Source organism: Arenimonas sp. (genome assembly GCF_047602345.1).
Taxonomy (GTDB): domain Bacteria; phylum Pseudomonadota; class Gammaproteobacteria; order Xanthomonadales; family Xanthomonadaceae; genus Arenimonas.
Map to the genome: position 1 here is coordinate 130,252 of NZ_JASGHN010000001.1, position 12,759 is coordinate 143,010.

The following is a 12,759-nucleotide window of genomic DNA, read 5'->3' on the forward strand; positions in this document are numbered from 1 at the left end:
GACGGCTTATTTTACCTCGACGAACACGTACCTCGCGCCCACCGCTTCGACGGCGGCCTTCACGCGGTCGTTGTCGGCGGCATGCCCGATGAACAGCACCTGCGAACCCTTGAGCGCGTCCATCTTGGCGCCTTCGAACGCCGCAACGATCAGGTCGGCCATCTTGGTGCTGTCGGGCGAGCCGAAGGCCAGCATGTTGCCGGGCAGCACGGTACGCCCGACGACCGCCGCGACGTTCTCCAGTTGGCGATCGTACTGGCTGCGTTTCTCCGGATCGGCATCGTCCGGCGTGCCGCTGTTGGCGGGCAGGTAGTACGGATAGACCCTATCGGTGACGCCGGACTGGTTACGGGCGACGACCTGCTGCAGGTACTGCTTCCAGGAAGCATCGTCGGTGCCGGTCGGAGCCACCAGCGGCGCTTCTGCGACGGCTTCCTTCTGGGCGTCGGCCTGTTCGCCTTTGCAGCCGACGAGACCGGAGATGGCGAGCAGAAGCGACAGGGCAAGGATCGAACGTGTCATGGCTATGTACCTCTTTACAAAGTGGACCCTCAAGAGCGCGCCCAACGGGCCGCCAGCGCGCTGGCGACCGCGGGGTGCACGAAACCGGAAACATCGCCGCCGAGTCGCGCGATCTCTCGCACCAGCGTCGAAGAAATGAAGCTGTGATGTTCCGACGGCGTGAGGAACAAGGTCTCCACGTCAGGAATGAGGTGACGATTCATGCTCGCCAGCTGGAATTCGTATTCGAAATCGGAGACGGCGCGCAAACCGCGGATCACCACGCCGGCATCGACTTCGTGCACGAAGTGGGCGAGCAGCGAATCGAAGCCGCGCACTTCCACGTTGCCGATGCCGCCGAGCGCGGTACGCGCCAGGTCGACGCGCTGGGCCAGCGGCAGCGCCGGACTCTTGCCCGGGCTTTCCGCGATTCCGACGATGATGCGTTCGAACAGGGACGAGGCGCGCTGGACCAGGTCGACGTGGCCATTGGTGATCGGGTCGAAGGTCCCGGGATATACGGCTACCCGGTTGCGCGCCACGGTCATGCGGTGAAGTCCTGCCCCTGTCAGCTCGGTCTAGTGTAACAGCGCATCAGGCCAATTCCTTGACGTAGAGCGCATGACGGACCTCGCGCGTGCCGCTTTCGCGGTGCAGGCGCCAGCCCGGCGGCAGCGAGAACACCGCGTCGACGGGCGATTCGACGTGGATCAGCGCATCGACGGCCAGATCGGCTGCAGGGCGGCGGCGGCGTCCTGCCAGAGCCCGGCCGAAAACGGCGGGTCGAGGAAGGCGAGGTCGAATCGCGCGGCGGCTTCGCTGCGTCCGAGCCAGGCAAGGGCGTCGGCGCATTCGATCCTGGCTTCCGGGCACTGCAGGCGCTGCGCCTGCGCCCGCAATCCCGCCGCCAGGGCGGGATCGCGCTCCAGCATCAGCACCTCGACCGCACCGCGCGAAACGGCTTCGAAGCCGAGCGCGCCGGTGCCGGCGAACAGATCGATCGCGCGACGCCCCGCGATCCGTCCTTGCAGCCAGTTGAAAAGGGTTTCCCGCACCCGGTCGGAGGTCGGGCGCAGCCCCGGGCTGTCGGGTACGGGCAGCTTCGAGCCGCGCAAGCGTCCGGCGATGATCCGGACCTGACCGGGCGGCCTGTTCATCGGAGAGTCTCTCGGGCGGGTGCTACCATTTGCGCATTGTCCGCAATTCCATTGTCGATGTTCGACTTCCTGAAGAAGAACGCTCCGGCCGAAACCAGGCCGGGTGCCGCCCAGGCGCCCGCCCGCTCGGGTTTCAGTCCGGACGACCTGGCCCGCGCGTTCACCGCCAGCCAGGAGGAAAAGGCCGCACGCGCCGAAGCCGAGCGCGCGCAGGCGCGCGAAGCGATCCGCGAAACGGTCGGCGGCAGCCTGCTGGCCCGCAGTTTCGGCGGCCTGTTCTCGCGCAATCCGCGCCTGGACGACGACCTGCTCGACGAGATCGAAACCGCCCTGATCAGTGCCGACGTCGGCGTGCCCGCGACGAACGAACTCGTCGAAAAACTGCGCAAGCGCATGAAGGCGCGCGAATTCGCCGATGCCCGCGCCTTGTTCGCCGCACTGCGCATCGAATTGCTGGCGATGCTGGCGCCGGTCGCGAAACCACTGGTCATCGATGGCTCGGTGCGGCCTTTCACCATCCTCACCGTCGGCGTCAACGGCGTCGGCAAGACCACGACGATCGGAAAATTGGCGCGTCGATTCCAGGAAGACGGCCATAGCCTGATGCTGGCCGCCGGCGATACCTTCCGCGCCGCCGCTGTCGAGCAGCTGAAAATCTGGGGCGAACGCAATGGCGTCGCCGTGGTCGCCCAAGGCCAGAACGCCGATGCGGCATCGGTGGCCTACGATGCGTTGCAGGCGGCGAAAGCGCGCGATTTCGACGTGCTGATCGCCGACACCGCCGGCCGCCTGCACACGCAGGCAGGCCTGATGGCGGAACTCGGCAAGATCCGTCGCGTGCTGTCCAAGGTGGACGAGAGCGCACCGCAGGAAGTGCTGATGGTGATCGACGGCACGACGGGGCAAAACGCCCTGAACCAGCTTCGCGCTTTCCACCAGGCGGTCAACGTCACCGGCCTCGTCGTCACCAAGCTGGATGGCACGGCCAAAGGTGGCGTGGTGTTCGCGCTGGCGCGCGAATTCGCCATTCCGATCCGTTACATCGGCCTCGGCGAAAAGCCCGAAGACCTGCGCATCTTCGATCGCGAAGCCTTCGTCGACGCGCTGCTGCCGGATTCGCTGGGCGACTGATGAGTCCGAGTGCTGCGGAGCCCAAAAAGGGCCGCGGGCGGCGCCGGCTGATCGTGCTATCGATGCTGGCGCTGCTGCTTCTCGTTGGCTGGTGGTGGGTGGACCGACAGCTCGAACCGCATCGCCTCGCATCCACCGTTCTTTCGCAGTTGGGCGAATCCCTGCAGCTCGAGCTGACCTTCGAGGGCGAGCCCGAGTACGCACTGCGACCCGAACCGCGATTACTGCTGCCGAACCTGCGCGTGCGCGATCCGGCCAATGGCCGCGTGTTCCTGACGGCGAAACGCGCCGAAGTCTCCCTGCCCTGGAGCACGATCACCGGTGATGGCGCTCTGGTGATCACGCGTGTCGAACTCGACCAGCCCGCACTGGATGTTCCGGGATTGATGCAGTGGAATGCGCGCCGCCCGCCAGCACCCTTCGAATTGCCCACGCTGACCAAAGGCATCGAAGTGCATGACGGCACCGTGCGCGGCGATGGCTATTCACTGACGAGTCTCGAGCTCGTGTTGCCGCGACTGCAAAGCGGCTTGCCGGCGGCGGTGACGGCGAGCGCGCATGTCGTAGCGTCGGATGTCGCGGCCGATCTGCAACTCAATGCGACCGTCGCGAAAGCCGGTCTCGTTTCGCCCGTCGAACTGCAGGCTCGCGGCACGCTCGATCGAAAGCCGAAAGCGCTGCCCTTCGAACTTCGCATCAGGGGCAGATACAGGGCGGATACGCCGGCCTTCGAACTCGACGCGCCGGAATTCTTCCTGTCCGGGGAGTCGCCGCTGCCGAAACTCGATGGCAAGGCGCGATTCGTCACCGGCGACAAACTCACGCTGTCCTTCGACGGCCGGCTGAAGGAATGGGCTGCAGCTTGGCCTGCCCTGCCGGCGCCGCTCAACGAAGACGCCAAGGATTTTTCGCTTCGCCTGGTTTACACGGGCAAGCCCGACCTGAGCGACCCGCTGTCGTTGAAGCTGGAAAAGAAGGACACGAAGCTCGATGCCAACTTGCGCGTCGCGCAAATGCAGGCCTGGGCCACGCACGAGAACGCTTCGCCCTTGCCGCCGCTCAACGCACGATTGACCACGCCCGAGCTCGATCTCGACGGTATCGTGCTCGAAGGCGTCGAAGTCGAGATCCGCGACGTAGCGCCGACGCCATGAGCGCAGATATCGGCGATCGTTTCGCCAGCGAACTGCTCGCCTGGTTCGACCACAGCGGCCGCCACGACTTGCCCTGGCAGCACCCGCGCACGCCTTATCGCGTCTGGCTGTCGGAAATCATGCTGCAGCAGACGCAGGTGCAGACCGTCATCCCCTATTTCGAACGTTTCGAGCGCGAGCTGCCGACCCTGCCCGCGTTGGCCGCCGCCTCGTCCGATCGCGTGATCGCGCTCTGGGCCGGGCTCGGCTATTACGCCCGCGCGCGCAACCTGCATCGCGCAGCGCAGATCTGCGTCGAGAAACACGGCGGCGAACTGCCGGACGATTTCGAATCGCTGGCCGCCCTGCCCGGTATCGGGCGCAGCACGGCCGGCGCGATCCTCGCGCAGGCGCACGGGCAATGTCACGCCATTCTCGACGGCAATGTGAAGCGCGTACTCTGCCGCTATCACGGCATCGACGGCTGGCCCGGCACCGGCAGCGTCGAAAAACAATTGTGGACGATCGCCGAACAACACCTTCCGCAAACAAGATTGGCCGATTACACGCAAGCCATCATGGATTTCGGCGCGACCGTCTGCACGCGCAGCTCGCCTTCCTGCGTGCTTTGTCCGCTGCAAGGCGAATGCGTCGCCCTGCGCGAAGGTCGCGTCGACCAACTGCCGCAGTCCAAGCCAGGCAAACCCTTGCCGGAGCGCAGGACGCTGATGCTGGTGTTGCGCGACGGTGCCGGGCGCGTGTTGCTGGCGCGCCGACCGGCGACCGGCGTCTGGTCCGGGATGTGGTCCCTGCCGGAAGTCGCGGATCACGATGAGGCGCGGGCGTTCGTCGCAACCCATGTCGCTGCCGACTTCGACGCGAACGAACCCTTGCCCCTGATCGAACACGTCTTCAGCCACTATCGCCTGCATATCGAACCGCTGGCCTGGAACGGCGTGCGATCCGCCACGCGCATCGGCGATAATGACGACCGGCTGCGCTGGCAGCCTTTCGCCACGCTGGCCGAAGTCGGGCTTCCGGCGCCGGTCCGCAAACTCCTGGATTCGTTCGCATGACTCGCATGGTGTTCTGCCAGAAGACGCAAGCCGAGGCCGAAGGACTGGCCTTCGTGCCCTGGCCCGGCGCCTTGGGCAAACGCGTGTTCGAGCACATCGGCAAGTCGGCCTGGGCGCAGTGGCTGGCGCACCAGACCATGCTGATCAACGAGAACAGGCTCTCGCCTCTCGATCCAAAGCATCGCGCCTTCCTGGAGGCGGAAATGGAAAAATTCCTGTTCGGCGAAGGCGCGGAAAAACCCGCCGGCTACGTACCGCCCGCCGATTGAAGGCTTCGTGCCGATCCGGAACGGCCGCCCGGCTGCCATGTCACCGCGCCGGCAGAGTCATTCCGGCTTGCCCGAAGCACCCCCGTCCCGGTATCATTTCCAGCTCGCTGGCCGAGTAGCTCAGTTGGTAGAGCAGGGGATTGAAAATCCCCGTGTCGGCGGTTCGATTCCGTCCTCGGCCACCAGTTTCAAAGGGTTTCGTGAAGCGCGCCGCTAAAAATGTCGGCGTTCGCTAAAAACTCCTGGCAATCCCAGCCCCTGCGACGCCCGTCGCCTACCCTGCCGGCATGGGATACGACAAAGCCAAATGGGCCGAGGGGAAGGCCGCCGAGATCCGGGCGCAGATCGACGCCACCCGGACGCAGTGGGCCGGCCGCTTCGACACCCGCCGCCTCAAGCGCAAGCTCGTCGGGCTGGACTTCCTCGAACAGGAAGCCCAGCGGTTCGAGCGGATCGCCAGGCGCTGCAGGGACGAGCCGGTGCCGTTTTAGGAATCCCAGGCTTGGAAGCTGCCGCTGCTGTACGTCGGGTCGAGCGTCGCCGAAACAGCGGCTCCTTCGGCGCTTCCGAGGTTCGTGATAAGAGCCAAGGGCGCGAAGGGTGTAACCGTGTAGTGCGGATTGATCCCTGCCTCGCGATCAGATGCAGTGCTGTCGGAAGCATTGTCAACCCAGACGTACCCCAAAGCCGGGTCGTAGTAAATGAAGCCATCGCCTCCCGTTGGAACTGTCAATCCGATGTCATTGGAGCCTTCTTCGGCAATATCGAAATACCCGTCCTGGAATAGCGCGGCCAAGTAGTTGTTCTGCCCCGGAACCAGCGCGCCAACTGCCGCTACGCCGAACCCAACGAACTGCCCTTCGCCGTAGTTGAGCGTGAACCTGGCCGCCCGCTTGCCGGAAGATCGCGAGGTGGTCGTCTTGACTTCACCAGGCGCGACGTCACTGGCTGATGATGCGGTGAGATCGCCATCGCTAAGCGTTGTGTTCGCCGTCATGTTGTTCGCGTCCCACGTCGTAGCGGCCGGCGGATCTCCACCGCCGACAATGGCACCGCCGGTGATGGTGATGGTCGCGGGACCGACGATGCTGATCGTGATGGGATGGGTGATGCTCATGGCGGGGCTCCGTTGTTGGGCGCTGCAGTGCAGGTTCGTAACGCACTCTGCAGTCCGGTTATTTGGGCGTCGGCGTCGGCGCCGGCTCGAATAATTCGTCCCGCAGACGCTTCTCGTAGTTGGGTGGCGTCATCAGCGACGCCGGGGCTGGCTGGGGTTTCGGACAGATTCCGCCCGGCATTGGCTTGGCAACCCCGCCACTCGTTTCGCAGCCGGAGATTGCCAGCGCGCAGGCCAGCAACAACGGCATCAGCTTTGCGTTTCGCATCGTCGAGATCCTTCTGATGTTTGGCGTCGAGTGACGCGAACACGTCGCGCTGCGCCTGTTCGGCCGTCTGTGCGGCCAGCTTTGCGGCTTCGGCAGCAGCACGATCAGCGGCCACGTAGTCATCGAATCGGGTCTGCAGGGCGTCGATCTCTTGCTGCCGCGATGCTGCGCCTGCGTCGTAGCGCGTGCTTCCGTACCACAGGTGCGAGGCGAGCAATGCGCCTGCTATCGCCAGCGCGACCCACGCCCATCCAGGCACCGCAGCGATGCCCTTGCCGATTGCTTTGCAAATGCTTAGGAACAGGCTGATCACGGCGCCCCCCTCCCCTCGCAGACCGCGCGCTCGTCCATGCGCCGCAAGGTCAGTCCGCGCATGACGCGGCCGGCGGCTTTGTTCCAGCGGCTGAGTTGCGCGCATGCGCCGACCCAGTTGCCGGCATTGGCCATCGCTTGCAGGGTGGACCCGCACACGATACGCGGGCCGATGTTGAAGGTGGCCGAGATCAGCGAGGCCTCCTGGTGTTCAAGCATCGGTGCCTTGATGCACTTACGCACGATGGCTTGCGCGATCGCGAGATCGTGCTCGAGCAGAATGCCGCACTGCTCTTTCGTGTAGGTCTGGCCGAGCTTGACCTCGGGGCCAGTGTGTCCGTAGCACACCGTGTAGGGCGCGCCACCGGTGGCCGGATCGGGATAGACGGGATAGCGCACGCCTTCCCATTTCGCGACCAATGCAGCCGCGATGCCGAGGACAGCGCCACCTATGCCGACGGCGCCGATCCGCTTGCCAGTGCTGGGCGGTTTCGTCGTCATGGCTCAGTCCGTCCGCCGGCGCCGGTGATACTTCTCCGGCTTGTTCTTGCGCACGATGCTCCACAGCTTCTCGCCGATGACGATGAGAAGCCAGATGATCGTGAGGATCGTGACCCAGTCCGGCAGGCTGATCCCCATGATGTAGTGCGCGCCTGCGACAGCGACGGGCGGAATGGCCCGACCGGCCAATTCTGCGGTGTCCGGTTTCATAGACGCTCCGATTCGAGGGTGATGGTGGCGCTGGCGAAGGGGATGCCAGAGCCGGCGAGTGCGAGTTCGACAAACGCGCGGCAAATCTTCACTTCGCCCACGGCGACCGAGGTGATGCTGATTTCTGCCGAGCCGGCCAGGTTGAGCCAGCCGCTGAAGTCGCCATCGGGCACAGGGCCGTCGATGTGCGTGAAGCGCACGTCGTAGTCGCTGGCAGAGCCCGAGAGCAGCCACGTTTCCAGCACGGCGTAGGTCGTCTTTTTCAGCGACTCGACATCGCCCGAGGTGTTGATGCGGTAGCCGGCGGTCTGCAGGCCCAGGCTCCCGGTCTGCTGCACGTACTGGTCGGTGATGGCGGCGCCACCCGACCCGCCACCCGACCCGTTCGCCATCATCACCTGCAGGGTGCCCATCAGGTCACGCCGGCGCCGGACACGACGGCATGCGTCGCCGAGTCGAAATAGATGTACGCGATACCGCCTGGCGCGACGGTGCGGTTGCCTGTGCTCGCGCCTCCGGCGAGTTGCAGCGTGACGCCACTGCCCTGCGCGATGGTGATGTTTCCGGAGGCGCCGAGGTTTTGCACGGTGATGACATCGTCGGCGGCGTGCGTCGCAGGCTGGACGGTATAGGTCGGTGTCGCGGTGCTGGTCTTGCGGATGCAGCGGCCGGCATCGGATGCCGAGAAGTCGATGCTCGTGTTCGATACCGTCGCCGGCACCTTGCGCGCCGCGAGGACTTGCAGCGATCCGCTGTCGAGCGACAGGTCATCGGAGAGCGACACGGCCGTCGGGCTGGCGCTGCCGGCGGTCGCGTTGCCGAGTAGCGTGTACGCCGCTTGCGCGGCGAGCTTGGCCGGCGTCACGGCGCCGTCGGTGATCTGACCGGTGCCGACCGTGGAGAGCGTCGCGAGCGCACCCAGGCCGAGCAGCGTGCGGGCCTCTTCCACGGTACCGGCCTCGAGCAGCGCTTCCCAGAAAGCCGAGATGACCACGCCGGTCAGGTCGACGGCGATCTTGTTGACGATCTCGTCGCCGGCGCTGTTCCAGCCGAGGAAGCTGTTGCCCTCGGGTTCGGGGAGGCGATTGCTGGCGAGGGTCGCGACCAGCGGCAGCAACAGGGCATTGCTGCCGGCGCGCTCGATCAGGCCGCGCACCTGCTGCATGGCCAGCCAGATGCGATCGAAGTCGGCATCGACCTCGTCGGGATTGAACACGCCCAGAGCTTCGTAATTGAAGGCGCGATCGAGCGGCATGTCGCGGACCATGTCCACGTCCAAGCCGTTGCTCGGGGCGGTAAAGAACGTGATCTCCCCGCCCTCGTCCTCGCCGACGCCGTCAACGGTGTAATCGACGCCCAGCACCTGCGCGGCGCCATCGACGGTCACGTCGAGGTGTGTTTCGTCCAGGATCTTGAAGGGGTACGCGAACACGGTCGTCGACCCGTCGGCCGTGATCGTGTGGTACGGGGTCTGTTCTTCGACGGACATCGCGACGGGCCCGACTGTGGATGGCCGCCAGCGTCGGCGATGCTGCCTGTCGAGTTCTCGACTTTAGCCCTCGAACACGACCTCGTGCGTGCCGCCGGATTCGCGCCATTCGCCGTGCGCCGGTGCGCTGACTGCAGCGATCTGCTTGCCGAAGCGCTCCGGCGTTTCGCTGATGGCGCCCGCGCCGGCGTCGAGGTAGTCGTCGGGCTGTTCCTTCACCGCCGGTTTCCAGTCCTTCATCTGGTCCCATAGCGGACCGTCGAGCACCGACGAATGCGCCCAGAGTTGATCCGCCGCCAGCAGCAGCGGCTCCAGGGTTTCGAGGATGCGCGTGTTCTTGTTCGCGACCGCCGGCTCTTCCTTCACCGCGCAGGGCAAACGCTGCTGCTTGAGGCAGGCGCGCAGGATGCCCGGCGCGAACTGGCCGATGCCATTGGTCTCGACCGTGACGCGCGGCAGGTTGAACTGGCGGACGATCTGCGCGATCTGCCAGACCTGGCCGCCGATGATGGTCTTGCCGTCGGGTCCGAACTCGGCCAGCTCGCCCGTGAAGGCTTCGGCGCGGTGCCAGTACCTGCGTCCGGCCTCGTCTTGCAGCACGAGCGCGCCGGCCGAGACGTCAGAGCGTAGCTTGCCGCTGGCCGGGTCCCAGCGGAACGCTGCGCCAACAATGCGCACCCCGCCCAGATTCATCGCGACCGCCCCGTTGGCGTGGCGGATGGTGGGCTCCACGTCGTAGGGCGTGATCTTCTCGGGGTCGAGGCGGACCTCTTCGACCGGCTTGGCCTCCAGCATGTACTGCGAGTCCCAGGCGTTGAGCGTGCGGGTTTCTCGGCGCTTGAGCTGGATCTCTTCCCGGGTGAAACGCTCCGGCCAGGCACAGCCGGCGCAGATGTCCAGCACGCAATGCGGGGGTTGGGCGAACACAACCTCGTTGCCCTCGACCTGGTAATCGATGCCCTCGACGCCGATGCGCGAAGGCTTGCCGATGCCCAGCATGACGTAGAGCCCGTCCTCGCCCGGGGTGAAGTCGAAGCGGTAGCGCCGACGGCTGTCGGTGTTTTCGTAGCGTTTGACGTGTTCGAACAGCGGAATTTTCAGCACGGTGGCACCGCCTTCGATCTGCTCGATGTACAGGGAATCATGCGTATGCGGGGTGCCGATAAACGTCTTGCGTCCGCCCGGCACCAGGATGTGCGTGGCTTCCTCGGCCTTCGTGCGAAGGCTCTGCCGCGCCTCGACGGTCTTGATGTTCTTGGGCACCTCGACGTCGTCGAAGTCCGCATCGTCTGCGCGTGAGCCGGTGGCGTTGGAGTTGATGCCGACCGCCTCCATGCTCGGGTTTCGCGCGTCGGTCGAGCCATTGACCCAGAAGCTGCGCGCCGCCGGCATCGGCGGCAGCATTCCGCCGCACAGCGGATGCCGGCGCAGGATGTTGAGCGTGTCGCGCGTAAGCTTGCCGGCGAGCTTGTCGTCGGCGGCGTACACCAGCGAGCGCCACGACCGATCCCGGTAGAGCTGGTAGGCCTTCCAGACGGCATAGATCGTGGACTTGGCCGCCCCGCGGAACACCATCAGCACCCGGATACGCCCCTCGCACTCTTCCAGCCACACGCAGATGCGCACGTGCAGCAGCGGGACGGTCCACTTCTGGACCTTGGCCCACAGCAGGAAGAAGACGAGGAACCTAACCGGGGCGTCGGGTACTGCCACCGTGCACTCGCTCGTCGAATTGCTTCTTCTTGCCGGCCTGCAACAGCTCGTCGAGGCGGGCGTTCGCTTCCTTCTCCGCGTCGCGGATTTCCCTGTCCAGCAGCGATTCCTCGGCCGCGACTTCAGCGCCACCGGTGCCCTCGTGACTGTTCGCCTGGATCACGCCGACGAGATGATGCACGCGGCCGATCAGCGAGAGCGTCGCGACGGCGTTCTTCTTCTCCCAGTACCGGTCGCCGCGCTGCTGCTGTGTCATTTCGGCCAGGGGCGTGTTCGCACCGGTCCAGGTCTCCGGATCCGCCTCGCCGAGGAACACCTCGGTCAGCTTCTCCGACAGGGCCTGCAGGCGCTCGTATTGGTCTTGGCGCATCACTTCTCTCCGACGGCGGCTTCGAGGTCCGGCGCGCGATCGGGCGTCGTATCGCCTGGCTCCCACCACCAGGCTTGCCCGAATTCCTTCTCGCTGCGCCGGCGCATGCGGCGGAGGTAACCCGGCGACAGGTATTCCTGAAGCTGATGGAAAAACAGGTGGTCGAGCGCGGCCTTCGTGTACCAGAGATTCGCGCCGGGAATATTGGAACGGGCGAACTTGACCGACTCGGCGCCGATGTTCGTGTCCTTGCCCTGCGCCGCCTCGATCGCGTTGCCCTGCGTGAGCTTGATCGCATCCTCGGCCAGGCCCGCTACGGGGCCGAGCGTGGTCGCGATGACGGACTGGCCGTGCTGCGTCTGATCGGAGAAGACGAAGTCGCCGAACAGGGACAGCGCGCCGCCCTTCATCACGGCCTGGATCCACGTGCGCCATTCGGTCATGTCGCGCGGGTCCTTGCCCGACACGACCTGCGAGGCTTGCAAGGCCACCATGCCGAGCACAGTCGTCGAGGCGAGCAGGGCCGTCATGTAGCCCGCTGCACCGCCCTTCGTCGGCATCGACATCGCGCGCGCCCAGTGCCGCGTGACCATCGCCAGCGGAAACGACTTGAACAGGAAGAACGAGCGGGTAGACTGCCCTTCCACGTACCGCGTTGCAGGTGCGACTGCATCAGTGCGCGCTCGCGGGCGTCCGGCTCGATGACAGCGACGTCGGTTTCCTCGAGCACGGTGCCGAGCAGGCGTGTCGCGGCTGTTCCTTGAGCACGCGCGGGTCGCCCAGGTGCGCGATGGCTCCATCGGGGACGGGGTAGCATTGCGGCGGGCGTGAGCATCGTGTCATTGCCGCCGCCCCAGTCCTCGGGCTTCGCTTGGCGCCAAACCTCGAAGTCGGCGTCGGTAATGCCCTTGGATTTCAGAATCGGTAGTCGTCGGCGTCGAGATCGGCCAGCGTTTTCGCGTGGCGGGTGATCTCGCCCAGCGCCGACATGTAGGTGACGCCGAAGGCCCGACGCCGCGCTTCGGTCATGGCGTTGAGCCGGACGCGCGCAGGGTGGCGGTGCCGAGCTTGGAGAAGATGCTGCTGCCGAGGTGATCGTTGCCGAAGCGATTGAGCGAGGCGACCATCGTGTTCATGGCCAGGCCGGCGCGCAGCGCGAGACGCTTCTCGGCCGGGTGTGCGGGATTCAGCGCCGCCAGTTCGTTCGCGACCAGGCGCATCTGCGGCAGGTTGTTGACGTGCGCGGCGACGCGCATCGTGCCTTCGTCGGTGATCGAGGTCAGCACTGCCGAGCCCAGGCGCGAGGACACGAGTAGGCTGCGCAGGTCGTCGAACGCTTTCGCCAGTCGTGCCTGTCCACCGGAGGCGACTTTCCGGCCGTGACGTTGTACAGGTTGTCCAGCGCGATCGCCTGTTTTGCGCCTTGCCGGTGTTCGCCGGGTCCGCCACCGCCTGCGCCTTGAGTGCGTGGTCGCGGTACTGCCGGTAGGCGAAGTCCGGATTCGGGCCAAA

At 65.7% G+C, this 12,759-nt stretch carries 17 protein-coding genes, 1 tRNA gene and 1 pseudogene; 6 read left to right on the forward strand and 13 right to left on the reverse strand.

Annotated features, from left to right (window positions below; genetic code table 11):
* Window positions 1-6: 6 nt before the first annotated feature.
* The 3 genes and pseudogenes from QM707_RS00695 to QM707_RS00705 form a co-directional block, all read right to left on the reverse strand.
* Window positions 7-522 carry a hypothetical protein gene (locus tag QM707_RS00695; RefSeq protein WP_414999950.1) on the reverse strand — a complete coding sequence of 172 codons (516 nt, stop codon included), beginning with the start codon at window positions 520-522 and terminating at the stop codon, window positions 7-9.
* Between the two features lie 29 nt (window positions 523-551).
* Window positions 552-1,049 (reverse strand): pantetheine-phosphate adenylyltransferase, encoded by a 498-nt coding sequence (gene coaD, locus QM707_RS00700; RefSeq protein WP_414999951.1) that lies wholly within the window; start codon window positions 1,047-1,049, stop codon window positions 552-554.
* Window positions 1,050-1,095: 46 nt separating this feature from the next.
* Window positions 1,096-1,616 (reverse strand): annotated as a pseudogene (locus tag QM707_RS00705) (RsmD family RNA methyltransferase).
* On the opposite strand from QM707_RS00705, the gene ftsY reads away from it, so the two are divergent.
* The 6 genes from ftsY to QM707_RS00735 all read left to right on the forward strand — a co-directional run bounded on the left by ftsY (window position 1,497) and on the right by QM707_RS00735 (window position 5,758).
* The gene (gene ftsY, locus QM707_RS00710) at window positions 1,497-2,789 is read left to right on the forward strand and encodes a signal recognition particle-docking protein FtsY (protein ID WP_414999970.1); all 1,293 of its coding nucleotides are present in this window, start codon (window positions 1,497-1,499) and stop codon (window positions 2,787-2,789) included. The pseudogene QM707_RS00705 and the gene ftsY overlap by 120 nt on opposite strands.
* Window positions 2,789-3,943 (forward strand): hypothetical protein, encoded by a 1,155-nt coding sequence (locus tag QM707_RS00715; RefSeq protein WP_414999952.1) that lies wholly within the window; start codon window positions 2,789-2,791, stop codon window positions 3,941-3,943. Before ftsY ends, QM707_RS00715 begins: the two co-directional genes overlap by 1 nt.
* A complete protein-coding gene (gene mutY / locus QM707_RS00720) occupies window positions 3,940-4,998 on the forward strand; it encodes an A/G-specific adenine glycosylase (RefSeq protein ID WP_414999953.1) in 1,059 nt (352 codons plus the stop codon). Before QM707_RS00715 ends, mutY begins: the two co-directional genes overlap by 4 nt.
* Window positions 4,995-5,267 (forward strand): oxidative damage protection protein, encoded by a 273-nt coding sequence (locus tag QM707_RS00725; protein ID WP_414999954.1) that lies wholly within the window; start codon window positions 4,995-4,997, stop codon window positions 5,265-5,267. The genes mutY and QM707_RS00725 overlap by 4 nt, the downstream gene beginning before the upstream one ends.
* Before the next feature lie 109 nt (window positions 5,268-5,376).
* Window positions 5,377-5,452: transfer RNA gene (locus QM707_RS00730), tRNA-Phe, on the forward strand.
* Window positions 5,453-5,554: 102 nt separating this feature from the next.
* Window positions 5,555-5,758, forward strand: coding sequence for a hypothetical protein (locus tag QM707_RS00735; RefSeq protein WP_414999955.1), 204 nt, complete (start codon window positions 5,555-5,557; stop codon window positions 5,756-5,758).
* On the opposite strand, the gene QM707_RS00740 is transcribed toward QM707_RS00735, so the two are convergent.
* The 10 genes from QM707_RS00740 to QM707_RS00785 all read right to left on the reverse strand — a co-directional run bounded on the left by QM707_RS00740 (window position 5,755) and on the right by QM707_RS00785 (window position 12,557).
* Window positions 5,755-6,384: a hypothetical protein gene (locus QM707_RS00740; protein WP_414999956.1), complete on the reverse strand. Its 630-nt coding sequence runs from the start codon at window positions 6,382-6,384 to the stop codon at window positions 5,755-5,757. The genes QM707_RS00735 and QM707_RS00740 overlap by 4 nt on opposite strands.
* A complete protein-coding gene (locus QM707_RS00745; RefSeq protein WP_414999957.1) occupies window positions 6,381-6,965 on the reverse strand; it encodes a lysis system i-spanin subunit Rz in 585 nt (194 codons plus the stop codon). Before QM707_RS00745 ends, QM707_RS00740 begins: the two co-directional genes overlap by 4 nt.
* Window positions 6,962-7,465, reverse strand: coding sequence for a lysozyme (locus QM707_RS00750; protein WP_414999958.1), 504 nt, complete (start codon window positions 7,463-7,465; stop codon window positions 6,962-6,964). Before QM707_RS00750 ends, QM707_RS00745 begins: the two co-directional genes overlap by 4 nt.
* Window positions 7,466-7,468: 3 nt before the next feature.
* Window positions 7,469-7,675, reverse strand: a complete 207-nt coding sequence (locus QM707_RS00755; RefSeq protein WP_414999959.1) for a hypothetical protein — start codon at window positions 7,673-7,675, stop codon at window positions 7,469-7,471.
* A complete protein-coding gene (locus tag QM707_RS00760; RefSeq protein WP_414999960.1) occupies window positions 7,672-8,088 on the reverse strand; it encodes a hypothetical protein in 417 nt (138 codons plus the stop codon). The genes QM707_RS00755 and QM707_RS00760 overlap by 4 nt, the downstream gene beginning before the upstream one ends.
* On the reverse strand, window positions 8,088-9,164 hold the full coding sequence (locus QM707_RS00765; RefSeq protein ID WP_414999961.1) for a hypothetical protein: 1,077 nt from the start codon (window positions 9,162-9,164) through the stop codon (window positions 8,088-8,090). The genes QM707_RS00760 and QM707_RS00765 overlap by 1 nt, the downstream gene beginning before the upstream one ends.
* 63 nt (window positions 9,165-9,227) lie before the next feature.
* Window positions 9,228-10,877: a phage terminase large subunit gene (terL, locus tag QM707_RS00770; RefSeq protein WP_414999962.1), complete on the reverse strand. Its 1,650-nt coding sequence runs from the start codon at window positions 10,875-10,877 to the stop codon at window positions 9,228-9,230.
* On the reverse strand, window positions 10,852-11,247 hold the full coding sequence (locus QM707_RS00775) for a hypothetical protein (RefSeq protein ID WP_414999963.1): 396 nt from the start codon (window positions 11,245-11,247) through the stop codon (window positions 10,852-10,854). The genes terL and QM707_RS00775 overlap by 26 nt, the downstream gene beginning before the upstream one ends.
* Complete coding sequence (locus tag QM707_RS00780; RefSeq protein WP_414999964.1) at window positions 11,247-11,894, reverse strand: hypothetical protein; 648 nt, start codon at window positions 11,892-11,894, stop codon at window positions 11,247-11,249. Before QM707_RS00780 ends, QM707_RS00775 begins: the two co-directional genes overlap by 1 nt.
* Before the next feature lie 378 nt (window positions 11,895-12,272).
* Complete coding sequence (locus QM707_RS00785) at window positions 12,273-12,557, reverse strand: hypothetical protein (protein ID WP_414999965.1); 285 nt, start codon at window positions 12,555-12,557, stop codon at window positions 12,273-12,275.
* Between the last annotated feature and the right edge of the window lie 202 nt (window positions 12,558-12,759).

What these genes read in the sequence shown, in the direction of transcription:
- QM707_RS00760 (WP_414999960.1), bottom strand. Translation starts at nt 8,088, where the DNA reads ATGGGCACCCTGCAGGTGATGATGGCGAACGGGTCGGGTGGCGGGTCG.
- QM707_RS00725 (WP_414999954.1), top strand. Translation starts at nt 4,995, where the DNA reads ATGACTCGCATGGTGTTCTGCCAGAAGACGCAAGCCGAGGCCGAAGGA.
- coaD (WP_414999951.1), bottom strand. Translation starts at nt 1,049, where the DNA reads ATGACCGTGGCGCGCAACCGGGTAGCCGTATATCCCGGGACCTTCGAC.
- QM707_RS00735 (WP_414999955.1), top strand. Translation starts at nt 5,555, where the DNA reads ATGGGATACGACAAAGCCAAATGGGCCGAGGGGAAGGCCGCCGAGATC.
- QM707_RS00695 (WP_414999950.1), bottom strand. Translation starts at nt 522, where the DNA reads ATGACACGTTCGATCCTTGCCCTGTCGCTTCTGCTCGCCATCTCCGGT.
- mutY (WP_414999953.1), top strand. Translation starts at nt 3,940, where the DNA reads ATGAGCGCAGATATCGGCGATCGTTTCGCCAGCGAACTGCTCGCCTGG.
- QM707_RS00775 (WP_414999963.1), bottom strand. Translation starts at nt 11,247, where the DNA reads ATGCGCCAAGACCAATACGAGCGCCTGCAGGCCCTGTCGGAGAAGCTG.
- QM707_RS00765 (WP_414999961.1), bottom strand. Translation starts at nt 9,164, where the DNA reads ATGTCCGTCGAAGAACAGACCCCGTACCACACGATCACGGCCGACGGG.
- QM707_RS00755 (WP_414999959.1), bottom strand. Translation starts at nt 7,675, where the DNA reads ATGAAACCGGACACCGCAGAATTGGCCGGTCGGGCCATTCCGCCCGTC.
- QM707_RS00750 (WP_414999958.1), bottom strand. Translation starts at nt 7,465, where the DNA reads ATGACGACGAAACCGCCCAGCACTGGCAAGCGGATCGGCGCCGTCGGC.
- QM707_RS00740 (WP_414999956.1), bottom strand. Translation starts at nt 6,384, where the DNA reads ATGAGCATCACCCATCCCATCACGATCAGCATCGTCGGTCCCGCGACC.
- QM707_RS00715 (WP_414999952.1), top strand. Translation starts at nt 2,789, where the DNA reads ATGAGTCCGAGTGCTGCGGAGCCCAAAAAGGGCCGCGGGCGGCGCCGG.